This is a genomic window from Frondihabitans cladoniiphilus (genome assembly GCF_039544345.1).
GTDB classification, from domain to species: Bacteria; Actinomycetota; Actinomycetes; order Actinomycetales; family Microbacteriaceae; genus Frondihabitans; species Frondihabitans cladoniiphilus.
Map to the genome: position 1 here is coordinate 477,927 of NZ_BAABLM010000001.1, position 20,599 is coordinate 498,525.

Consider the following 20,599-nt stretch of genomic DNA (forward strand, 5'->3'; position numbering starts at 1 on the left):
ATGTTGCAGGGTGTCCACGCGCCTCTCTCAGCTCTTCGTCCGCACCCTCCGTGAAGACCCCTCCGACGCGGAGGTGACCAGCCACCGTCTGCTCGTCCGGGCCGGCTACATCCGCAGGCAGGCCCCGGGCATCTTCGCGTGGCTGCCGCTCGGTCTGCGCGTGAAGGCGAAGATCGAGGCGATCATCCGCGAGGAGATGGCCGCCGCCGGCGCGCAAGAGGTCCACTTCCCCGGCCTTCTGCCGCGTGAGCCCTATGAGGCCACCGGTCGCTGGACCGAATACGGCGACGGCATGTTCCGACTCAAAGACCGCAAGGGCGCCGACTACCTGCTGCCCCCGACGCACGAAGAGGCGTTCACCCTCCTGGTGAAAGACCTGTACTCGTCGTACAAAGACCTGCCGCTGAGTCTGTTCCAGATCCAGGACAAGTACCGCGACGAGGCACGGCCGCGTGCCGGTCTCCTGCGCGGCCGCGAGTTCACGATGAAGGACGCGTACTCGTTCGACTACACCGATGCCGGTCTCGACCTGAGCTACCAGGCGCAGCGCGACGCCTACGAGCGCATCTTCACCCGACTCGGCCTCGAGTACGTCATCGTCAAGGCCGACGCCGGCGCGATGGGCGGCTCCCGCAGCGAGGAGTTCCTGCACCCCATGGCGGCCGGCGAGGACACCTTCGTGCGCTCGGCCGGAGGGTATGCGGCGAACGTCGAGGCCTTCACGACGATCGTCCCCCCGAGCATCCCCCTCGAGGGCCTCGCCGAGGCGAACCTGCTCGACCCCCACGACACGCCCACCATCGCGTCGCTCGTCGACCAGGTCAACGCCACCAGCCCGAAGGCCGACGGCACGCCGTGGACGGCCGCCGACACCCTCAAGAACGTCGTGCTGGCGCTCACCCACCTCGATGGCAGCCGCGAGATCGTGGTGGTCGGTCTGCCCGGCGATCGCGACGTCGACCTCAAGCGGGTCGAGGTGGCGTTCCAGCCGGCCGAGGTCGAGGCCGCCGGCGACGCCGACTTCGAGAAGAACCCGCTGCTCGTCAAGGGCTACATCGGGCCCCAGATCCTCGGTGAAGAGTCGGAGACGGGCATCCGCTACTTCGTCGACCCCCGCGTCGTGCCCGGTTCCGCCTGGATCACCGGCGCGAACCGGCCCGGCGTGCACGTCGAGGGGCTCGTCTTCGGGCGCGACTTCACCGCCGACGGCACCATCGAGGCCGCTCAGGTCCGCGAGGGCGACGAGGCTCCCGACGGCTCCGGCCCGATCGAGACGGCGCGCGGCATGGAGATCGGCCACGTCTTCCAGCTCGGCCGCAAGTACGCCGAGGCGCTCGGGCTCAAGGTGCTCGACGAGAACGGAAAGCAGGTCACGGTCACGATGGGGTCCTACGGGATCGGCGTGACCCGCATCCTCGCCGTCATCGCCGAATCGAACAACGACGACAAGGGCCTGATCTGGCCCGAGAACGTCGCGCCCTTCGACGTGCAGGTCGTTGCCACCGGCAAAGACCAGGTCGTCTACGAGGTGGCCGAGAAGCTCGTCGCCGACCTCGAGGCCCACCGTCTCGACGTGCTCTACGACGACCGCCCGAAGGTGTCGCCCGGCGTCAAGTTCGGCGACGCCGAGCTGCTCGGCGTGCCGCACATCGTCATCGTCGGACGGAGCGCCGGCGAGGGCGTCGTCGAGCTTTGGGATCGCCGCACGGGCGAGCGCACGCCCGTCCCCGTGGCCGAAGCGGTCAGCACGCTCGCCGCACCTCGGGTACCGTAGGGGGATGCTGTGCGCGCCACCGTGCGCGCAGCTCACAATCTCAATATTGGAGGCCCTCAGTGGAAATCGACCTGAGCGTGCTGCGTCTCATGGAGCGCGAGCGCGAGATCCCCTTCGACGAACTGGTGCGCATCATCGAGCAGGCCATTCTGACGGCCTACCTCAAGCATGACGACCAGCCCGAGGTCCGCGACGACAAACCGTCCGCTCGAGTCGAACTGGACCGCAAGACCGGGCACGTGACCGTGTACTCGATCGAGCGCGACGAGGCCGGCGAGGTCATCGGCGAAGCCGTCGAGACCCCCGACGACTTCGGTCGCATCGCCGCCTTCGCGGCCAAGCAGGTGATCAACCAACGTCTGCGCGACATCGGCGACGACAAGGTGCTCGGCCAGTTCAAGGGGCGCGAGGGCGAGATCGTCGCCGGCGTCATCCAGCAGGGTCCGAACCCGCGCATGATCCATGTCGACCTGGGCAACTTCGAGGCGATCCTGCCTCCCGAAGAGCAGGTCCCCGGCGAGAACTACTCGCACGGCACGCGGATCCGCGTCTACGTGACGAGCGTGAGCCGCGGTCTCAAGGGTCCGTCGGTCACGGTGTCGCGCACGCACCCGTCGCTCGTCCGCAAGCTCTTCGCCCTCGAGGTGCCGGAGATCGCCAGCGGCGTCGTCGAGATCGTGTCGCTCGCTCGCGAGGCCGGCCACCGCACGAAGATCGCCGTCCGCGCGACCGAGCCCGGGGTCAACGCCAAGGGCGCCTGCATCGGCGAGCTCGGCCAGCGGGTCCGCGCCGTGACGGCCGAGCTCAACAACGAGAAGATCGACATCGTCGACTACTCGTCCGACCTGCCGACCTTCGTCGCCAGCGCGCTGTCGCCGGCCAAGGTGTCGAGCGCCTTCGTGATCGACGCGGCCACCAAGGCCGTCCGAGCCCTGGTGCCCGACTACCAGCTCTCGCTCGCCATCGGCAAGGAGGGGCAGAACGCCCGTCTCGCCGCGAAGCTCACCGGCGCGCGCATCGACATTCAGCCCGACTCGATCCTCGAAGACTGACCTCTTCGCCGTTCGCGACCCATTCGCTCGGCACCAGGACGCCGCGTTCGCCCGTGGCGTCCTGGTGCCGAGCGACCGGGGGAGTAGTATGAACCCAGTCAGAACGTGCATCGGCTCTCGAACGCGCGCTCCGCGGTCCTCACTCGTGAGGGTCGTCGCCCGAGACGGTCGGGTCGTGGTCGACACGACAAAGACTCTTCCCGGGCGGGGTGCCTGGTTGATCCCGACGATGCAGAACTACGAAGCAGCCCTCCGGCGCAAGGCTTTCCGCCGTGCACTGCGACTCGCTTCGGAGCCTGATACAAGCGATGTCCGAGACTATCTCGAGCGCATCGAACACCCCCTCCCGTGAGTTCCATTCCACGAACAGCGTGCGGCATCCGGCCCTCGCTCGAACAAAAGGCTGAACGGCTTATGGACAACTAATGAGCACCTCGAAATGAGTTGCGTCCAGAAATAACGGCCTCCCCTGATCCCGGGTGGAGGCCCGAGACAGGAGAACAGTGGCAAAACCACGCGTACACGAGATCGCCAGCGAGCTCGGTATCGAAAGCAAGATCGCCCTCGAGAAGCTGAAAGAGATGGGCGAGTTCGTCAAGGGCCCGTCGTCCAGCATCGAGCCCCCCGTCGCACGCAAGCTTCGCGCTGCGTTCGCCGACCAGGGTGCGAAGACCCCGGCTCCCGCTGCCAAGGCACCGGCCGCCAAGGCCACTGCGCCTGCGACCAGCAGTGCACCGCGTCCCGGCGCGCCTCGCCCTGCTGCTCCGGCACCCGCAGCCCCGGCGCCCGCCGCACCCACCCCTGCTCCGGTCCAGGCGGAGGCTCCCCAGGCTGCTCCCGCCGCCGAATCCGCCGACGCCGTCCCGGCGCCCGCAGCTCCGCTGACGGTCGCCGAGCGCCAGGCGCAGGCCGAGGCCCAGCGCAACGCGCCGAAGCCCGCCGCCGACGCTCCGGCCGCCGCACCCGGCGCCCCGCGTCCCGGCGGTCCCCGTCCGGGCGCTCCTCGCCCCGGTAACAACCCTTACAGCTCCAACCAGGGCATGGGCCGACCCACGGCTCCGCGTCCCGGCGGTGCCGGTGCTCCGGCCGCAGGCATGCCTCGCCCAGGTGGCGCCGCAGGCCCGCGTCCGCAGGCGCCTCGTCCCGGTGCTCCTCGCCCGGGTGCTCCCCGTCCCGGCGGCGCCCCGCGTCCCGGTGGCTTCGGGCAGCGTCCGGCCGGTGCCGGCGCTCGTCCGGGCTTCTCCCGTCCCGGCGCCCCCGGTGCCGGTGCAGGCGCCGGTGCACCCGGCGGCTTCCGTCCCGGCTTCGGCGCTCCGCGTCCCGCCGGTGGCGGTGGAGGCGGTCGTGGCCGTGGCCCCGGTGGTGGAACCGCCGGTGCGTTCGGTCGCGGTGGCGGCAAGAGCAAGGCACGCAAGTCGAAGCGGACGAAGAGGGCCGAATTCGAGATGCGTCAGGCTCCGTCGCTCGGTGGCGTCAGCGTCCCGCGCGGCGACGGCACGACCGTCGTCCGTCTGCGTCGCGGTGCCTCGATCAGCGACTTCGCCGACAAGATCGACGCCAGCCCCGGCAACCTCGTCACGGTGCTCTTCCACCTCGGTGAGATGGCCACGGCGACCGAATCGCTCGACGAGGCCACCTTCGAGGTGCTCGGCGAAGAGCTCGGCTACCGCATCATGGTCGTCAGCCCCGAAGACGAAGACAAGGAGCTCCTCGAGGGCTTCGACATCGACCTCGAGCAGGAGCTCGAAGACGAAGACGAGTCGGTTCTCGAGATCCGTCCCCCCGTCGTCACCGTCATGGGTCACGTCGACCACGGTAAGACGCGCCTCCTCGACGCGATCCGCAACGCCAACGTGGTCGCAGGCGAAGCCGGCGGCATCACGCAGCACATCGGTGCCTACCAGGTGTGGGCTCCGCACGAGGGCGTCGAGCGCGCCATCACCTTCATCGACACACCGGGCCACGAGGCGTTCACCGCCATGCGTGCCCGTGGTGCCCAGGTCACCGACATCGCGATCCTCGTGGTCGCGGCCGACGACGGCATCATGCCCCAGACGGTCGAGGCGTTGAACCACGCTCAGGCGGCCGGCGTGCCGATCGTCGTCGCGGTCAACAAGATCGACAAGGAGGGTGCGAACCCGGCCAAGGTGCGTCAGCAGCTGACCGAGTACGGCCTCGTCGCGGAAGAGTACGGCGGAGACGTCATGTTCGTCGACGTGTCGGCCCGGAACAACACGAACATCGACGCTCTGCTCGAAGCCGTGCTGCTCACCGCCGACGCCGGTCTCGACCTGCGTGCCAACCCGAACAAGGACGCCCGCGGTGTCGCCATCGAGGCGCGTCTCGACAAGGGTCGGGGTGCGGTCGCGACCGTCCTCATCCAGTCGGGTACCCTCCGTGTCGGCGACGCGATCGTGGCAGGCACGGCCTACGGCCGAGTCCGCGCGATGATGGACGAGAACGGCGACCTGGTCGAAGAGGCCTACCCGTCGCGTCCCGTCCAGGTGCAGGGCCTCTCGAGCGTCCCGCGAGCCGGCGACACCTTCCTCGTCACCGAGGAGGACCGCACGGCCCGTCAGATCGCCGAGAAGCGCGAAGCCGTCGAGCGCAACGCCCAGCTGGCCAAGGCCCGCAAGCGCATCTCGCTCGAGGACTTCACCCGTGCACTCGAAGAGGGCAAGGTCGAAGCGCTCAACATCATCATCAAGGGTGACGTCTCCGGTGCCGTCGAGGCACTCGAAGAATCGCTGCTCAAGATCGAGGTGGACGACAGCGTGCAGCTGCGCATCATCCACCGTGGTGTGGGTGCCGTCACCGAGAGCGACGTCAACCTCGCAACGGTCGACAACGCGGTCATCATCGGGTTCAACGTGCGTCCCGACACGAAGGCTCGCGAGCGTGCTGCTCGCGAAGGTGTCGACGTCCGCTTCTACTCGGTCATCTACGCAGCACTCGAAGACATCGAGAACTCGCTCAAGGGCATGCTCAAGCCCGAGTTCGAAGAGGTCCAGTCGGGTGTCGCCGAGATCCGCGAGATCTTCCGCTCCTCGAAGGTCGGAAACATCGCCGGTGTCGTCGTGCGATCGGGAACGATCACGCGCAACGCCAAGGCGCGCGTCATCCGCGACGGCGTGGTGGTCGGCGACAACCTCGCCATCGACTCGCTGCGTCGCTTCAAGGACGACGTCACCGAGGTGCGCACGGACTTCGAGGCCGGTATCGGTCTCGGAAAGTTCAACGACATCCAGATCGGCGACGAGATCGAGACCATCGAGATGGTCGAGAAGCCTCGCGTCTAGTCCCACCCCGTGAGAGGCCCCGCACGATCGAGAGATCGTGCGGGGCCTTCTCCCACGAACGAAGGAACACACCATGGTCGACGCCCAGCGCGCCAGCAAGATGGCCGATCGCATCCAGCAGATCATCGCCCGACGCCTCGAGAAGGGCATCAAAGACCCCCGCATCGGGTTCGTGACGATCACCGACGTCAAGGTCACCGGCGACCTCCAGCACGCCTCGATCTTCTACACGGTCTACGGCACCGACGAAGAGCGGGCCGACACGGCCGTCGCCCTGAAGTCGGCGACCGGCATGCTCCGCACCGAGGTCGGCAAGAACATCACCGCCCGCCTCACCCCGTCGATCGAGTTCATCCCCGACGGCATCCCCGAGAACGCCGCCTCGATCGACCGTCTGCTGCAGGAGGCTCGCCAGCGCGACGCCGAGAGTGCGTCGCTCGCCAAGACCGCGGCCTACGCCGGCGACGAGGACCCGTACGTCAAGCCGCGCGAGTACGCAGTCGACGGAGAAGACGAGGTCGACGAGGGGTCCGACGAGCCGGACGGCGGCACCCGCTAGGCACGTGCATCCCCCGTCTCGAAAGATTCGAAGCGGGGGATGCCCGGGCTCAGCCCGGCAGCTGGTACCCGTCGACGGGGCCGCCCGTGACGAGGCCGTCGCGCAGCAGTCCGGCGAGGGCCCGCGCCCGCTGCACCGGCTCCGGCCAGACGGCTTCGAGTTCGGCGGCGGTCACCCCGACGTCGCTCGCCCGGAGCTCGGCGAGGATCAGCCCGCGCACCTGGCGGTCCGACCCCTCGTACTTCTTCTGCGTGCGGGGTGGGGGCCCGTCGTGCTCCGGCCGCCCCGCCAGCACCCAGGCGCACTGGTCGACGAGCGGGCAGACGTCGCAGCGGGGGTTCCGGGCGACGCACACCAGAGCGCCGAGTTCCATCACTCCGGCATTCGTGTCGTGCGCGTCGGAGAGGTCGTCGGGCAGTTGCGACTCCATGAGCGGGAGGTCGTGCTTGGCGTTCGGCGGACCCGGCAGAGCCCGCCCCTCGACCGCCCGAGCGAGCACGCGCCGGACATTGGTGTCGACGACCGGCACCCGTACCCCGTACGCGAACACGGCGATCGCGCGGGCCGTGTAGTCGCCGATGCCCGGCAGCGACAGCAGGGTCGGCACGTCGCTCGGCACCACGCCGTCGTGTTCGTCGGTGATGGCCACGGCGCAGGCGTGGAGGTTGAGCGCGCGGCGCGGGTAGCCGAGGCGGTCCCAGGCGCGCACGGCGTCGGAGGGGGGTGAGGAGGCGAGATCAGCCGGAGTAGGCCACCGCTCCAGCCATTCGGCGAGGCGAGGGATCACCCGCACCACGGGGGTCTGCTGCAGCATGAACTCGCTGACGAGGGTGCCCCAGGCCGGGAAGCCCTCGTGCCGCCAGGGCAGGTCGCGTTTGTTCGCTCGGTACCAGGCGACGACGGCCGGGGAGATTGTCACCGGTCGAGCCTAAGCTCTGGGCCATGACACGGTGGGCACCTCAGAAGAGCGACACGGTCCGTTCCCTCGCGACCGAGATCCTGCACAACTACGCCTCCGGCCGCGCCTTCGTCGCGGTCGACGGCCTCGCCGACGCCGGTGTGGCGGCCTTCTCCGACGACCTCGCTGCGGCCCTCCGCGAACTCGACCACGCAGCCGAGCGGGCGTCGTTCGACGACTACCCCGACGAGGCGGCGCTCCGCACGGGTCTCGTCGACCCGTTCCGCGCCGGCCGCACCGAGGGTCCGGCTGTGCTGGTGGTCGACGGAGCTCTCGACGGGCACGACGACCTCCGCGGCCTGTGGAACTACGCCGTCTGGGTCGAGGGGGCCATCCCGGCCGGCAAAGGGTACGACGCGCGGTTCCGCACCGATGCGGTGATCGACAACGCCGACCCCGAGCATCCTCGCCGCCTCTTCGACGACGCCTGCTGAAGCAGCGTCCCGTGCCGCTCGAGACGGCCGCTCCTCGCATGACTGGTAAGTTGTCGGGGTGAACAGCGGCACCGGAACGAGCGGAATCCTCCTCGTCGACAAGCCGCAGGGCATCACCAGCCACGACGTGGTCGCCCGGGTCCGCAAGGCCGCCGGTACTCGCAAGGTCGGTCACGCCGGCACCCTCGATCCGATGGCCACGGGGCTCCTCGTCGTGGGCATCAACTCGTCCACGCGCCTGCTTACCTTCCTCGTCGGGCTCGACAAGAGCTACGAGGCGACGATCCGGCTGGGCGTGGCGACCACCACCGACGACGCCGAGGGGGAGACCCTCGCGGTCGTCGACGCGAGCGGCGTCGAGCAGAGCGCGATCGACTCCGGAATCGCGGCGCTCCGCGGAGACATCGAGCAGGTGCCCACGACCGTGAGCGCGATCAAGGTCGACGGCAAACGGGCCTATGCGCTGGCCCGCGAGGGGGTCGAGGTCGAGCTGAAGGCCCGGCCGGTCACGATCGCCCGCTTCGACGTGCTCGCGCGGCGGGACGTCGAGATCGAGGCGCCGGGCGACGAGGCACCGGGCGCCGGGTCGCCCGGCGCGACGGTCCACGCCATCGACCTCGACGTCGTGGTCGACTGCTCCTCCGGCACGTACATCCGCGCCCTGGCCCGCGACCTCGGTCGGGCCCTCGGGGTCGGCGGCCATCTGACCGCCCTCCGACGAACCCGCATCGGGCCGTTCCCGGTCGCCGACGCCGCCGTTCTTGAGGGTGTCGACGTCGCCGCCCGTCTCCTCGCCCCGACGCGGGTGGCCGAGCAGCTCTTCGACGTGCTCCCGCTCAGCGAGCAGCAGAGCATCGATCTCTCCCACGGCAAGCGCCCCGGCGTCGAGCACGCCGACAGCGTCGGCCCCGTGGCCGCGATCACCCCCGACGGCCGGCTCGCCGGGCTGGTCTCCATCTCGAACGGCCGCGCCAAGCCGATCGTGAACTTCCCGAACGACGAGGTATTCGCATGATCGACTGGTTCGCCTTCGTCCAGGCCGGGATCGCGGGTCTGGCGGCGGTCTACTGCATCGTCGTGGGTCTCGCCCGCCGAGTCCCCAACGACTACACCGTCGGCTCCCTCGCCCTCGTCGAGCTGCTGCTGATCGCTCAACTCGTCGTCGCCATCGTGGCGCCCTTCGCGGGCAACCACTCGACGGGCAACATCGTCGAGTTCTACATCTACCTCGTCGTGGCGCTGCTCCTGCCGCCGCTCTCCGTCGTCTGGGCCCTGGTCGACCGCACGCGCTGGAGCAACGTGGTCCTGGGTGCCGGTGCGTTCGCCGTCGCCGTCATGGTGGTGCGCATGCTGCAGATCTGGACCGCCAACTACTCGGTCTGACCACCGCGGACGCATACCGTGCCGGAAGGGCCATATCCTTGTCCCTGATGGTTCAGAAGAAGTCAACACGAGCAGTCGGCATCGGCCGCGTCCTGATCGCGGTGTACGCGATCCTCGCCCTGGCGGCGACCGGCCGGTCGGTGTTCCAGATCGCCACGCAGTTCCAGCAGGCACCCCTCGCGTACTCGCTCAGCGGCGTCTCCGCCGTCGTCTACATCATGGCGACGATCGCCCTGATCGGTCGGGGCCGGCGTTGGTATGCGGTCGCGTGGGCCACCATCTCCTTCGAGCTCGTCGGCGTCCTGTTCGTCGGTCTGATGTCGATCGTCGATCCGTCGGTCTTCGTGCCCAGCGCGAAGTACGTCCACTCCGACCACTCCACCGTCTGGACCTACTTCGGCATCGGCTACGGGTTCGTTCCCCTCGTCCTTCCCATCCTCGGCATGCTCTGGCTGGTGCGCACGCGCCCCGCGGTCGAGCCCGTCCAGGGCGATCGATTCGACGGCGAGCGGTTCGACGTGGACGGCGACGAGGCCGCGGCCCGTCCCGGCGCGTAGGGGTTCCTCGTGGACTTCTTCACGAGTATCGCCGAGGTCCCCGAGGGCTTCGGCCCGTCGGCCGTGACCATCGGCAAGTTCGACGGGGTGCATCTCGGTCATCGGGAGGTCATCCATCGTCTCGAAGACGCGGCCCGCGACCGCGACCTCGTCTCGACCGTCGTCACCTTCGACCGGCATCCCCTCGCCATCGTGCGTCCCGACGCCGTTCCGCAGCCGCTGACGAGCAACCGGCAGAAGCGCGAGTTCCTCGAAGACACCGGCGTCGAGGCGACGCTCATGCTGACCTTCGACGCGCACCTCCAGGCTCTGACGCCCGACGAGTTCGTCGACCGGATCCTGGTCGAGACCCTCCAGGCCGAGGTCGTCCTGGTCGGGACCGACTTCCGGTTCGGCGTGCGGGGGAGCGGCAGCATCGACACGCTCCGCGAGCTCGGCCGCACCCGCGGCTTCGACGTGCGCATCATCCCCGACGTCCAGATCGGAGTGGACGACGACACTGCGCGCGACGACGACACCGCGCGCGACCACACCGCGCGCGACGACGTCCCCCGCCGCGTCTCCTCCTCCTGGATCCGCGAACTCCTCGACCGGGGCGACATCGACGAGGCGGCGCTCCTGCTGGGGCGCGCGCCGAGCGTGCGCGGCGTTGTGGTCCACGGCGAACAGCGCGGCCGCGAGATGGGCTTTCCCACGGCCAACCTCGAACCCCACAGCGAGGGCTTCGTGCCCGCCGACGGCATCTACGCCGGCCGGGTCCTGATCGACGGCACCCTCTACGACGCGGCGATCTCGGTGGGCAACAACCCCACCTTCGAGGGCGTCCCCGAGAAGCAGGTCGAGGCGCACCTCATCGACGTGGCCCTCGACGTCTACGGCAAGGAGGTCACCGTCTTCTTCTTGAAGTACCTTCGCGGCAACGTCAAATACGAGGGCATGGAGGCGCTGGTCGCGCAGATCGCCCGAGACGTCGACGAGATCCGGGGCATCCTGGAGGAGACCCCGGGCGGCAGGCCGTAAGGCGTCCTCCGCATCGCGCGCGTAGCGTGAGGGAATGTCCGACACCCCCAGCTCCGCACCCGACGGCGTCGCCCCCCACTCCCTCGACGGCCTGCCCGGCCAGGGCCGCCGTGCCCTCGTCACCGGCGCCACCGGCTACATCGGCGGCCGGCTCGCCCCCCGGCTCGTCGAGGCCGGCTTCGACGTACGCGTGTTCGTCCGCACCCCGGAGAAACTCGACGACGTCCCGTGGGCCGGCAGCGTCGAGATCGTCCAGGGCGACCTGACCGATGCCGAGGCGGTGGAGCATGCCGTCGACGGCATGGACGTGGTCTACTACCTCGCCCACGCCATGGCGGGTCGCGGCGACTTCGCTGCCGCCGAAGCGCAGGCCGCGCACGTCCTCGCCGATGCGGCGAAGGCGGCCGGAGTCTCACGGATCGTCTACCTCGGCGGCCTCCACCCCGAGGGGGAGCTGTCGCACCACCTCGAGTCCCGCAAGCGGGTGGGGGAGATCCTCCTCGCGAGCGGAGTGCCGACCGTGGCTCTCCAGGCCGGCGTCGTGATCGGCTCCGGCTCGGCGTCGTTCGAGATGATCCGTCATCTGACCGACGTGATCCCGTACATGCCCGCACCGAAATGGGTCCGCAACTTCATCCAGCCCATCGCCGTGCGCGACGTCCTGCACTATCTGGTGGGATCGGCGAGCGTGCCGCCCGACGTCAACCGCACCTTCGACATCGGCGGTCCGGACGTGCTCCGCTACGGCCAGATGATGAACGGCTACGCGGTCGAGGCGGGTCTCAAGCAGCGCCCGATCGCCCCGTTGCCGGTGCTGACGCCGTGGTTGGCGTCCCAATGGGTCAACCTCGTCACGCCCATCCCACGCTCTCTCGCCGTTCCGATCATCGAATCGCTCCAGTACGACTGCGTGGTCCGCGAGCACGACATCACCGATTTCGTCCCGGCACCCGAGGGCGGCCTGACCGGCTACCGGAGGTCGGTGCGCCTCGCCCTAGGCAAGATGAAGGCGGGAGAGATCGAGACGAGCTGGCGTGATTCGTCGGTCTACGGGGCCCCCAGCGACCCGCTGCCGAGCGATCCCGACTGGGCCGGGCACACGGTCTACACCGACGACCGGGAGCGCGACACGAAGGCGTCGCCCGCTCAGCTGTGGAAGGTCATCGAGAGCATCGGCGGCGAGAACGGCTGGTACTCGTTCCCGCTCGCGTGGGCCGCACGGGGCTGGATGGACAGACTCGCCGGGGGAGTGGGGCTGAATCGCGGCCGTCGCAGCGCCACCACGCTGGGCACGGGCGACGCGCTCGACTGGTGGCGCGTCGAGAAGATCGACCGCGGCCACTTCTTGCGTCTGCGCGCCGAGTTCAAGGCTCCGGGCCGAGGCTGGCTCGAGATGACCGTCGAGGAGCGCCCCGAGGGCTCGCACTACCGTCAGCGAGCCGTGTTCTTCCCGGCCGGCCTCAGCGGTCGTCTCTACTGGTATTCGATCCTGCCGTTCCACGGCATCATCTTCTCCGGCATGCTCAATCGCATCGCCGCCACAGCCGAGCAAGAGCCCGAGCCGGTACAGTGATGCAACACTCGATGGCGCGTACGACGATGCAGGGAGGTCGCTGATGGCGTTCGGCGAAAAACTGGTCTTTCTCGGTGACAGCATCACGGCGGGCGGTGACTGGGCAGCCTGGTTCCCCGACGATGAGGTCGTGAACCTCGGGGTGAACGGCGACACCACGGCTCAGGTGCAGGCCCGGCTCGATGCGGTCGTGGCCGAGGAGCCCGACTCGATCCTGCTCCTCATCGGCACGAACGACTTCCGCGACCGCCGGTCGGTCGAGCAGGTCGTCCGCAACGTCGAGACGATCCTGGTCGACCTGCGGCGTCTACTGCCCGGCGCCCGGCTGCTGCTGCAGTCGATCATGCCCCGGCAAGAAGAGTTCGCGCCGCGCATCCACGACGCCAATCGTCACCTGCGGCAGTTCGCGGCGACGGTCCGCGCGCAGTACCTCGACCTGTGGCCCGCCATGGCGGTGGGCGAGAGCCTCAACCCGGCGTTCACCGAAGACGGTCTCCACCTCACCCAGGCGGGCTACGAAGCCTGGCTCGGCGAACTGCGGCCGGCGCTCGAACGTCTGCGCGACGAGCCCCCGATGTCGAGGCCGATCAGCATCATCCGCGACGCCTACTAGACCGGGGCGTGCATCCCACGGCCCCGGCGCTTCTGCCGAAGGCGAGCGGGGGATGCCCGGCCCGACCCCGGCGGACACCCCGGGTAAGCTCGGAGTCGGCGTCCACTCGAGCGCCGTCGCTTCGTCGAAAGACCGTCATGCCCACTCCGCAGCAGCCGACCTTCACCCGGCCCGCCCTCGCCCCGGGTCTCCTCGGCGCCATCGCACTCGTGGCGGGCACCGTGTTGATCGACTCGACGATCTTCATCGGGTTCCGTTACGTCATCGCGATCCTCGCGCTGATCGTGCTGGTCTTCGCGTACCGCGGCCGCGGCTGGATCTACCTGCCGTTCCTCGCGGCCATCGCCGTGCTCTGGAACCCGGTCGTCATCGTCCCCCTCACCGGACAGCTCTGGGAGGGGATGCAGTTCGCCGCCGCCGTCGTGTTCATCGTCACCGCCGTTCGAGTGAAGGTGCCGGCCGAGCCGGAGACGACCTCGCGCGGTTCGGTCACGCCCCGCCGGCGCTGATCTCACGGCCCCTCGCGCGCCGGGTTGCGATGTGTCCTGACGGATCGTGCGACCTGTCTTGACGGACCGTGCGACCTGTCCTGGGGGACCATGCGACCTGTCCTGAAGCCGCGCGTCAAGGAACATGCGCCGGATGAGAGTAAAATCGCTTGATTGCTCATCCGCGGCCGCCCCGGCCTCGACAGGCCGTACCTCGGCCGGCAAGAGAAGGAGTCTGAATGGCCTCGGAGATCGTTGGCGCAACGGAGAGTCCCCTCCTGATCCCTCGTGTGTCCATCGGCGGTCTCGAACGCGACGACGTCGTCGTGCGCAAAGGCCAGTTCACTCTCCTCAACGGTCATCTGACCCCGCAGCAGTCCATGCTCGAAGACCTCTTCTTCGTCAAGCGCGTCCTCGACGACGCCGGCATCGCCCACCTCCTCGTCCGCGGCAACACCGAGCAGCCGGTCATCGCGCTCGACGCCGTCGACCGCCCCCGCTTCGAGAAGGCCATGATCGAGGCGGCCGGCACCGAGCCGTTCTACGCCAAGGCCGGCAAGGAGCGAGCCATGCTCCTGTCCGAGGCGGGTCTCAGCCCGGAGACGGCGCGGGTGTTCCGCCTCTACCGACCCCGCGTCGAGCCCCTCGGGCGCCTGCGGTACGGAGCCTCCCTGGCCGTCCAGATCGAGTTCTGGATCTTCACCGACGCCGAGATCCTCGCGCCGTCCGAGAACTCGCTCATGCGACGCGAACTGCCGCGCGACGAGGCCGTCGTCACCGAGATCGAGCGCTACGGTCTGCACTGGCAGACGCTCGAGCACATGTTCGACGACCACGCCACCGACATCACCTTCGACATCGACATCGTCTTCTCCTGGGTCGACGGCAATTCGGTCGAGTACCAACGTGCCCGCGCGGCTCGAATGAAGCGGCACGTGGTCGGCGAGGGCGACGACTCGGTCGCGCGGTTCCGGCAGATCGACGAGCTCAAGTACGCGATGCGCTCGGTCTACATGTTCGCTCCGTGGGTGCGCAACATCTACATCGCGACCGACTCACCGGTGCCCGAGTGGCTCGACGACGAGCATCCCCGTGTCCACGTCGTGCGCAGCGAGGAGTTCTTCGCGGACCCGTCGGTGCTGCCGACGCACAACTCGCAGGCCGTCGAAGCCCAGCTGCACCACATCAAGGGTCTGAGCGAGCACTTCCTCTACTCCAACGACGACATGTTCTTCGGGCGTCCGGTCAGCCCCGGCATGTTCTTCTCGCCGGGCTCGGTGACCAAGTTCATCGAGGCCGACACGCGAATCGGCCTCGGGTTGAACAACTCCGAGCGCAGCGGCTTCGAGAACGCCGCCCGCGTCAATCGCGCCCTCCTGCAGCAGCGCTTCGGGCGCGTCACCACCCGCCACCTCGAACACACGGCCGCACCGCTCCGCCGCAGCGTGCTCACCGAGATGGAGCACGAGTTCGCCGACGAGTTCCGCGACACCGCCGGTTCGCCGTTCCGGGCCGCGTCGAACATCTCGGTCACCAACTCGCTCTACCACTACTACGCGCTGGTCACCGGCCGTGCGATCGTGCAGGAGAACGCGCGCGTGAAGTACGTCGACACCACGATGGTCTCCGGCCTGGCATCGTTGTCCGACCTGCTGAAGAAGCGCTCGTTCGACTTCTTCTGCCTGAACGACGGCAGCTTCCCCGAGGTCAGCGACGACGAGCGCACGGCCACTGTGACGGACTTCCTCGAGCTCTACTTCCCCTTCCGCGCCCCCTGGGAGAAATAGCGGGCGGGGCTCGGCACCGCGATCTGCGGCGTAGTTCTGGGCCGAATTCGCGAGTGATTTCGGCAGTCGACCTCACCCGTACCGGCGTGTCTCGGCGTGTCGGCCCAGAACGCTCGCGAATTGGCGGGGCAGGCCGTGGCTCGGGGCACCAAGACGGCGGGATGCACGAAACCGCCCGACACGAGCGTGCGGGCGGTTCCGGTCGAGCGTTCGGAGCGGCTAGAGCGTGCCGATCGGCCCGGTCAGCGACAGGTCGCGGGTCGGCACCGTCAGCTCCTCGGCTTCGGCGCGGTGGCGCGGACGGGCCGCCGGGATGACGACTCCGGCCTCGAGCAGGCGGGCGGCGACGACCTCGGGGGCGACGTACTCGCCCACGGTGCGGTAGCTGCCGATCGGGACGACCGAGTTGACGACCGTCTCGGGGTAGACGTGTACGAGGTTGTACGACTGCCCTCCGTCTTGGCCGCGGGTGGCGCCGACCGGGATGTTGAGGTCGGCCGTGTAGCAGGTGGCCGAGGCGACCGACACGGGCACCCCGGCGAACATCGCGTTGGTCGAGAAGTGCAGGTGCCCGGCGATGATCGACCGCACGTCGCTGCCCTCGATGACCTCGGCGAGCGAGGCCTGGTCGCGGAGCTCGACGAGCACGGTCAGGTCTTTGATTGAGGGGACCGGCGGGTGGTGCATCGCGATGACGGTGCCGTCGGGGGCCGGCACGGAGAGCTCTTCGGCCAGCCAGTCGAGCTGGGCGCCGGTGAGTTCGCCGTAGTGCTCGCCTGGAACGGTCGTGTCGAGCGTGATCACGCGCAGGCCGTTGACGTCGTAGACGAAGTCGACGGGCCGGTCGTTGGGGATCTGCCCGAAGAGCTCGCTGCGGAAGGCCCCGCGGTCGTCGTGGTTGCCCATCGCCCAGATGACCTGGGCGCCGAGCCGGGCCGCGATCGGCTCGATCAGCGTGCGCAGCTTGCGATAGGCGAGAGGTTCGCCCTTGTCGGCGAGGTCGCCGGTGAAGACGATGGCCTCGGGGCGTGCCCCGGAATCCTCGAGTTCTCCGAGGATCTGCCGCAATCGACCTTCGCTGTCGACGTCGCCGTACAGGTCGCCGTCGCTGGCGATGAGGTGGGTGTCGCTGAGGTGGAGCAGGAAGTGGTCCGGCCGAGCATGCTCAGCCGTTCGGAGACCCATGATTCTCACATTCGGTGTGCCGACGTGGGCGAAAGTGACGCTCACGCTCTTCTGTTCGTCACCAGTCCATCACTCGCTTGCTCCGTGAGTGATGAACGGCACCGCGCGAGTCGGCCAATTTCTCGTGAACGACCACGCGGTGACACCTCGGTGCGAACTATGTTCGGACATCAACCCTAGTCGTGAGGATTCCTCCTGCCAAGGACCCCTAACAAGGGGCGTGGGATGCGCGGGGCCGGGGGCGTTCATGTCGACTCCAGAAGGTGCGGGCTGGCTCGAACATGAGCGGCGTGTTCTGGAGTCGGGGGCGTTGGCGGCGCCTGCGCCGGGGCCCACCGGGTGCGCCGACTCCCGAAAATGCGGGCTGGCTCGAAGGTGAGCGGCGTGTTCTGGAGTCGGGGCGACGGGCGCCGGGGCGACGGGCGCCGGCGCGACGGGCGACGGCCCGCGGGCGCAGGGCCCGCGGCGCACACGAAAAGGGCGGCCCGTCGTGAGACGGACCGCCCTCGAGCGTTGGCGCGGAGGCTACTCGGCAGCCGCGACGATGTTGACGACCTTGCGGCCGCCCTTGGCGCCGAACTGGACGGAGCCGGGAGCGAGGGCGAAGAGGGTGTCGTCGCCGCCACGGCCGACGTTGACGCCGGGGTGGAAGTGGGTGCCGCGCTGGCGGACGATGATCTCGCCCGCGAGGACGACCTGACCGCCGAAGCGCTTCACGCCGAGGCGCTGCGCGTTGGAGTCGCGGCCGTTACGAGTGGACGATGCGCCCTTTTTGTGTGCCATCTGTCGTCAGCCCCTTACTTGGTGGTGATGTCGGTGATGCGGACGCGGGTGAGGTCGGCACGGAAGCCCATGCGACGCTTGTAACCGGTCTTGTTCTTGTAGTTCTGGATGACGATCTTCGGGCCGCGGAGGTCGTTCAAGACCTCACCGGTGACCGTGACGTTCGCGAGGTCGGAGCCAGCGAGGATGGTGTCGCCGTCGACGTGCAGGACGGGGACGAAGGTGACGGTGTCGGACTCGTTGGCCTTGAGACGGTCGACGGTCAGAATCGTTCCGACCTCGACCTTCTCCTGACGGCCACCGGCGCGCACAACGGCGAAAACCATGGGAACTCCTAAAGACTGGGGCCGCGCCCGGAGTGCCGAGCGCAGGGGTGCTGCCCGATGGGCAACTTGGATAGTCTTTCACAAATGTCACGACCGATCAAACTTCGCCACCCGCCGCAGTTCACGGTGGACATCGTCGACGACGCTCGCGGACGCATCCTCGAGATCCTCGACGATCTGGGTCACCTGATGAAGGAGCACGAAGGCGACATCGAGGTCTGGGGCTCGGCCGTCACGACGGCCGGGTGGGAGATCGCCAGCCTCGGGCAGTGGCTCGGCCTCGAAGGCGAGGCGACATTGCTGCTCGGGGGAGCCTCCTACCCGGAGATCGCCGAGCACCAGGGCACGAGCCAGTCGAACGTCTACAACCGGGTCGGCCGATCGCTCACACTGGCCCCCTACGCGAAGGCGACCGGCTCGGTCACGCGCGTGTCCGCCGAGGGGTTGGAAGAGGCTCGCCGCGACTACGCGGCCGAAGACACGAGCGAGCCGGAAGACGGTACGCGGGATGCCCGGGCCACCGCCGAGGACGACTCGGGCTCTCTCGTCGAACGTCTGCCGGGCATCCTCCGCGGAGGTCCTCGGACCACCACCGAGATCGTCGCCGCCCTCCCCGACTACCGACGTTCCAGCGTGCTCTCGACCCTGTCCGTGCTGGCGCGCCGAGGCGCCGTGACCCGGGTGGGCCACGGCACCTACGCCCTGCCTGCGGTCGCCGCGGACGACGTCGGCGGGGATGATGGCGACGTCGGCGGCACCGCCGGCTAGATCAGGTCGAACGCCTTCAGCTCGTCGTCGGTCAGCATCCGCGAGCGGATCAGGAAGCGCTTGCCCTCCGGGCTCTCGACGCTGAACCCGGCGCCGCGGCCGGGAACGACGTCGATCGTCAGGTGGGTGTACTTCCAGTACTCGTACTGGCTGCGCGACATGAAGACCTCGATCGGATCGAGATGCGCGACGTGGAGGTCGCCGAGGTGCACGTCGACCGCGCCCACCTTGAAGAAGCCGACCGGGTAGCACATCGGCGAACTGCCGTCGCAGCATCCCCCTGACTGATGGAACATCAACGGGCCGTGCTTCGCCGTGAGCTCCACCAGGAAGGACGCTGCCGCGGGTGTCACGTCAACCCGCGACAGCGCCTTCCCGGCCGCCTGAACCGCGGCCGACTCGGTGTCGATCAAAAGAACCCCATGGGTCCGTCGGCGTACGACACGAGCAGGTTCTTGGTCTGCTGGTAGTGGTCGAGCATCATCTTGTGGTTCTCGCGCCCGATGCCGGACTGCTTGTAGCCGCCGAACGCCGCTCCCGCGGGGTACTGGTGGTACGTGTTCGACCAGACGCGGCCGGCCTGGATGTCGCGTCCGGCGCGGTAGAGCTGCGCGCCGTTGCGGCTCCAGACGCCGGCACCGAGGCCGTAGAGCGTGTCGTTGGCGATCTTGATGGCGTCGTCGTAGTCCTGGAAGCTCGTGAGGCTGAGGACCGGGCCGAAGATCTCCTCCTGGAAGATCCGCATCGAGTTCTTGCCCTCGAAGATCGTCGGGTTGACGTAGTACCCGTCGGTCAGGTCGCCGCCGAGGTCGGCCCGGTCGCCGCCGAGCAGCAGCTTCGCACCCTCCTGCTTGCCGATGTCCATGTAGCTGAGGATCTTCTCGAGCTGGTCGTTCGAGGCCTGGGCGCCGATCATGGTGCCGAGGTCGAGCGGGTTGCCCTGCTTGACCTGCTTGACGCGCTCGAGGCCGTCGGCGACGAAGCCGTCGTAGATCGACTGCTGCACGAGGGCCCGCGACGGACAGGTGCAGACTTCGCCCGAGTTGAGGTTGAAGAACGAGAAACCTTCGAGGGCCTTGGAGTAGAAGTCGTCCTTCTCGTCGGCGACGTCGGCGAAGAAGACGTTCGGGCTCTTGCCGCCGAGCTCGAGGGTGACCGGGATCAGGTTCTCCGAGGCCATCTGCATGATGAGACGACCGGTGGTGGTCTCGCCGGTGAACGCGATCTTGCGGATGTTCGGGTGGGCGGCGAGGGGAGCGCCGGCCTCGACGCCGAACCCGTTGACGATGTTCAGCACGCCTGCGGGGAGGAGGTCCTTGATCAGGTCCATGAAGACGTGGATCGAGGCGGGGGTCTGCTCGGCCGGCTTCAGCACGACGCAGTTGCCGGCGGCGAGGGCCGGGGCGAGCTTCCAGACCGCCATCAGCAGCGGGAAGTTCCAGGGGATGATCTGACCGACGACGCCCAGCGGCTCGTGGAAGTGATAGGCCACGGTGTCGTTGTCGATCTCCCCGGTCGAGCCCTCCTGGGCGCGGATGGCTCCGGCGAAGTAGCGGAAGTGGTCGATGGCGAGCGGGACGTCGGCGGCCAGGGCCTCGCGGATCGGCTTGCCGTTGTCCCACGTCTCGGCGACCGCCAGCATCTCGAGGTTCTCCTCCATGCGGTCGGCGATCTTGTTCAGGATGATCGCGCGCTGCGTGATCGTCGTCTTCTTCCAGGAGTCGAACGCGCGCCACGCGGATTCCACGGCCCTGTCGATGTCCTTGGCGTTGCCGCGGGCGACCTCGGTGAAGACCTTGCCGTTGACGGGGGAGGGATTCTCGAAGTACTGCCCGCTCGCCGGAGCGACGTACTCGCCGCCGATGAAGTGGTCGTACCGCGGTTTGAACTGCACCTTCGCATCGGGGGTGCCGGGCGCGGCGTAGGTGCTGGGAGAACTGGTGACGGTCATTGTCGGTCCCTTTCGACGTCGTTGTCGTGGCCCGTGTCGGGCACTGAGCTCGTTTCGGGCTCTGAGCCCATTTCGGGCTCGAGGCGACG

General features: G+C 68.6%; 21 protein-coding genes. 15 read left to right on the forward strand and 6 right to left on the reverse strand.

Translation table 11 applies throughout. The features are described 5' to 3' along the window. Positions 1 to 10 precede the first annotated feature (10 nt). The 5 genes from ABEA39_RS02215 (at position 11) to rbfA (ending at position 6,684) form a co-directional block, all read left to right on the forward strand. The gene (locus tag ABEA39_RS02215) at positions 11 to 1,774 is read left to right on the forward strand and encodes a proline--tRNA ligase (protein ID WP_345372736.1); all 1,764 of its coding nucleotides are present in this window, start codon (positions 11 to 13) and stop codon (positions 1,772 to 1,774) included. Between the two features lie 59 nt (positions 1,775 to 1,833). Next, entirely contained in the window at positions 1,834 to 2,826 is a 993-nt protein-coding gene (gene nusA / locus ABEA39_RS02220) for a transcription termination factor NusA (RefSeq protein WP_345372739.1), read from the forward strand. 88 nt (positions 2,827 to 2,914) lie between these two features. Then, positions 2,915 to 3,178 (forward strand): YlxR family protein, encoded by a 264-nt coding sequence (locus ABEA39_RS02225; protein ID WP_345373910.1) that lies wholly within the window; start codon positions 2,915 to 2,917, stop codon positions 3,176 to 3,178. Positions 3,179 to 3,329: 151 nt separating this feature from the next. Beyond that, complete coding sequence (gene infB / locus ABEA39_RS02230) at positions 3,330 to 6,125, forward strand: translation initiation factor IF-2 (protein ID WP_345372741.1); 2,796 nt, start codon at positions 3,330 to 3,332, stop codon at positions 6,123 to 6,125. Between the two features lie 73 nt (positions 6,126 to 6,198). Continuing rightward, positions 6,199 to 6,684, forward strand: a complete 486-nt coding sequence (gene rbfA / locus ABEA39_RS02235; protein WP_345372743.1) for a 30S ribosome-binding factor RbfA — start codon at positions 6,199 to 6,201, stop codon at positions 6,682 to 6,684. Between the two features lie 49 nt (positions 6,685 to 6,733). Here rbfA and ABEA39_RS02240 read toward each other — a convergent pair whose 3' ends face one another. Beyond that, complete coding sequence (locus tag ABEA39_RS02240) at positions 6,734 to 7,603, reverse strand: A/G-specific adenine glycosylase (RefSeq protein ID WP_345372745.1); 870 nt, start codon at positions 7,601 to 7,603, stop codon at positions 6,734 to 6,736. Positions 7,604 to 7,626: 23 nt separating this feature from the next. Here ABEA39_RS02240 and ABEA39_RS02245 point away from each other — a divergent pair, with 23 nt between their 5' ends. The 9 genes from ABEA39_RS02245 (at position 7,627) to ABEA39_RS02285 (ending at position 15,497) form a co-directional block, all read left to right on the forward strand. Further along, on the forward strand, positions 7,627 to 8,076 hold the full coding sequence (locus ABEA39_RS02245; RefSeq protein ID WP_345372747.1) for a nucleoside/nucleotide kinase family protein: 450 nt from the start codon (positions 7,627 to 7,629) through the stop codon (positions 8,074 to 8,076). Between the two features lie 58 nt (positions 8,077 to 8,134). Next, a complete protein-coding gene (truB, locus tag ABEA39_RS02250) occupies positions 8,135 to 9,091 on the forward strand; it encodes a tRNA pseudouridine(55) synthase TruB (protein WP_345372749.1) in 957 nt (318 codons plus the stop codon). After that, positions 9,088 to 9,459, forward strand: coding sequence for a hypothetical protein (locus ABEA39_RS02255; RefSeq protein ID WP_345372751.1), 372 nt, complete (start codon positions 9,088 to 9,090; stop codon positions 9,457 to 9,459). The genes truB and ABEA39_RS02255 overlap by 4 nt, the downstream gene beginning before the upstream one ends. 47 nt (positions 9,460 to 9,506) lie before the next feature. Next, a complete protein-coding gene (locus tag ABEA39_RS02260) occupies positions 9,507 to 10,016 on the forward strand; it encodes a hypothetical protein (protein WP_345372753.1) in 510 nt (169 codons plus the stop codon). Positions 10,017 to 10,025: 9 nt separating this feature from the next. Further along, positions 10,026 to 11,036, forward strand: a complete 1,011-nt coding sequence (locus tag ABEA39_RS02265) for a bifunctional riboflavin kinase/FAD synthetase (protein ID WP_345372755.1) — start codon at positions 10,026 to 10,028, stop codon at positions 11,034 to 11,036. A 34-nt stretch (positions 11,037 to 11,070) separates the two neighbouring features. After that, positions 11,071 to 12,609 carry an SDR family oxidoreductase gene (locus tag ABEA39_RS02270; RefSeq protein WP_345372757.1) on the forward strand — a complete coding sequence of 513 codons (1,539 nt, stop codon included), beginning with the start codon at positions 11,071 to 11,073 and terminating at the stop codon, positions 12,607 to 12,609. A 43-nt stretch (positions 12,610 to 12,652) separates the two neighbouring features. Further along, the gene (locus ABEA39_RS02275) at positions 12,653 to 13,222 is read left to right on the forward strand and encodes a GDSL-type esterase/lipase family protein (RefSeq protein WP_345372759.1); all 570 of its coding nucleotides are present in this window, start codon (positions 12,653 to 12,655) and stop codon (positions 13,220 to 13,222) included. Between the two features lie 137 nt (positions 13,223 to 13,359). Beyond that, positions 13,360 to 13,731 (forward strand): DUF6804 family protein, encoded by a 372-nt coding sequence (locus ABEA39_RS02280; RefSeq protein ID WP_345372761.1) that lies wholly within the window; start codon positions 13,360 to 13,362, stop codon positions 13,729 to 13,731. 218 nt (positions 13,732 to 13,949) lie between these two features. Continuing rightward, positions 13,950 to 15,497, forward strand: coding sequence for a stealth family protein (locus tag ABEA39_RS02285; protein ID WP_345372763.1), 1,548 nt, complete (start codon positions 13,950 to 13,952; stop codon positions 15,495 to 15,497). 219 nt (positions 15,498 to 15,716) lie between these two features. On the opposite strand, the gene ABEA39_RS02290 is transcribed toward ABEA39_RS02285, so the two are convergent. The 3 genes from ABEA39_RS02290 to rplU all read right to left on the reverse strand — a co-directional run bounded on the left by ABEA39_RS02290 (position 15,717) and on the right by rplU (position 17,791). Next, complete coding sequence (locus ABEA39_RS02290; RefSeq protein WP_345372765.1) at positions 15,717 to 16,682, reverse strand: phosphodiesterase; 966 nt, start codon at positions 16,680 to 16,682, stop codon at positions 15,717 to 15,719. Positions 16,683 to 17,207: 525 nt separating this feature from the next. Further along, a complete protein-coding gene (gene rpmA, locus ABEA39_RS02295) occupies positions 17,208 to 17,465 on the reverse strand; it encodes a 50S ribosomal protein L27 (RefSeq protein WP_345372767.1) in 258 nt (85 codons plus the stop codon). 14 nt (positions 17,466 to 17,479) lie between these two features. After that, positions 17,480 to 17,791 (reverse strand): 50S ribosomal protein L21, encoded by a 312-nt coding sequence (gene rplU / locus ABEA39_RS02300; RefSeq protein ID WP_345372769.1) that lies wholly within the window; start codon positions 17,789 to 17,791, stop codon positions 17,480 to 17,482. Between the two features lie 84 nt (positions 17,792 to 17,875). Between rplU and ABEA39_RS02305 the strand changes: the two genes are divergently transcribed. Next, entirely contained in the window at positions 17,876 to 18,559 is a 684-nt protein-coding gene (locus tag ABEA39_RS02305) for a hypothetical protein (protein ID WP_345372771.1), read from the forward strand. On the opposite strand, the gene ABEA39_RS02310 is transcribed toward ABEA39_RS02305, so the two are convergent. Together ABEA39_RS02310 and exaC are read right to left on the reverse strand one after the other, a co-directional pair. Next, a complete protein-coding gene (locus ABEA39_RS02310) occupies positions 18,556 to 18,972 on the reverse strand; it encodes a DUF779 domain-containing protein (protein ID WP_345372773.1) in 417 nt (138 codons plus the stop codon). The two genes, ABEA39_RS02305 and ABEA39_RS02310, sit on opposite strands and share 4 nt — an antisense overlap. Then, a complete protein-coding gene (exaC, locus tag ABEA39_RS02315; RefSeq protein ID WP_345372777.1) occupies positions 18,969 to 20,510 on the reverse strand; it encodes an acetaldehyde dehydrogenase ExaC in 1,542 nt (513 codons plus the stop codon). The genes ABEA39_RS02310 and exaC overlap by 4 nt, the downstream gene beginning before the upstream one ends. Positions 20,511 to 20,599: the final 89 nt, after the last annotated feature.

What these genes read in the sequence shown, in the direction of transcription:
- ABEA39_RS02225 (WP_345373910.1), top strand. Translation starts at nt 2,915, where the DNA reads ATGAACCCAGTCAGAACGTGCATCGGCTCTCGAACGCGCGCTCCGCGG.
- rbfA (WP_345372743.1), top strand. Translation starts at nt 6,199, where the DNA reads ATGGTCGACGCCCAGCGCGCCAGCAAGATGGCCGATCGCATCCAGCAG.
- ABEA39_RS02245 (WP_345372747.1), top strand. Translation starts at nt 7,627, where the DNA reads ATGACACGGTGGGCACCTCAGAAGAGCGACACGGTCCGTTCCCTCGCG.
- ABEA39_RS02255 (WP_345372751.1), top strand. Translation starts at nt 9,088, where the DNA reads ATGATCGACTGGTTCGCCTTCGTCCAGGCCGGGATCGCGGGTCTGGCG.
- ABEA39_RS02260 (WP_345372753.1), top strand. Translation starts at nt 9,507, where the DNA reads ATGGTTCAGAAGAAGTCAACACGAGCAGTCGGCATCGGCCGCGTCCTG.
- ABEA39_RS02270 (WP_345372757.1), top strand. Translation starts at nt 11,071, where the DNA reads ATGTCCGACACCCCCAGCTCCGCACCCGACGGCGTCGCCCCCCACTCC.
- ABEA39_RS02275 (WP_345372759.1), top strand. Translation starts at nt 12,653, where the DNA reads ATGGCGTTCGGCGAAAAACTGGTCTTTCTCGGTGACAGCATCACGGCG.
- ABEA39_RS02280 (WP_345372761.1), top strand. Translation starts at nt 13,360, where the DNA reads ATGCCCACTCCGCAGCAGCCGACCTTCACCCGGCCCGCCCTCGCCCCG.
- ABEA39_RS02285 (WP_345372763.1), top strand. Translation starts at nt 13,950, where the DNA reads ATGGCCTCGGAGATCGTTGGCGCAACGGAGAGTCCCCTCCTGATCCCT.
- ABEA39_RS02290 (WP_345372765.1), bottom strand. Translation starts at nt 16,682, where the DNA reads ATGGGTCTCCGAACGGCTGAGCATGCTCGGCCGGACCACTTCCTGCTC.
- rpmA (WP_345372767.1), bottom strand. Translation starts at nt 17,465, where the DNA reads ATGGCACACAAAAAGGGCGCATCGTCCACTCGTAACGGCCGCGACTCC.
- rplU (WP_345372769.1), bottom strand. Translation starts at nt 17,791, where the DNA reads ATGGTTTTCGCCGTTGTGCGCGCCGGTGGCCGTCAGGAGAAGGTCGAG.
- ABEA39_RS02305 (WP_345372771.1), top strand. Translation starts at nt 17,876, where the DNA reads ATGTCACGACCGATCAAACTTCGCCACCCGCCGCAGTTCACGGTGGAC.
- exaC (WP_345372777.1), bottom strand. Translation starts at nt 20,510, where the DNA reads ATGACCGTCACCAGTTCTCCCAGCACCTACGCCGCGCCCGGCACCCCC.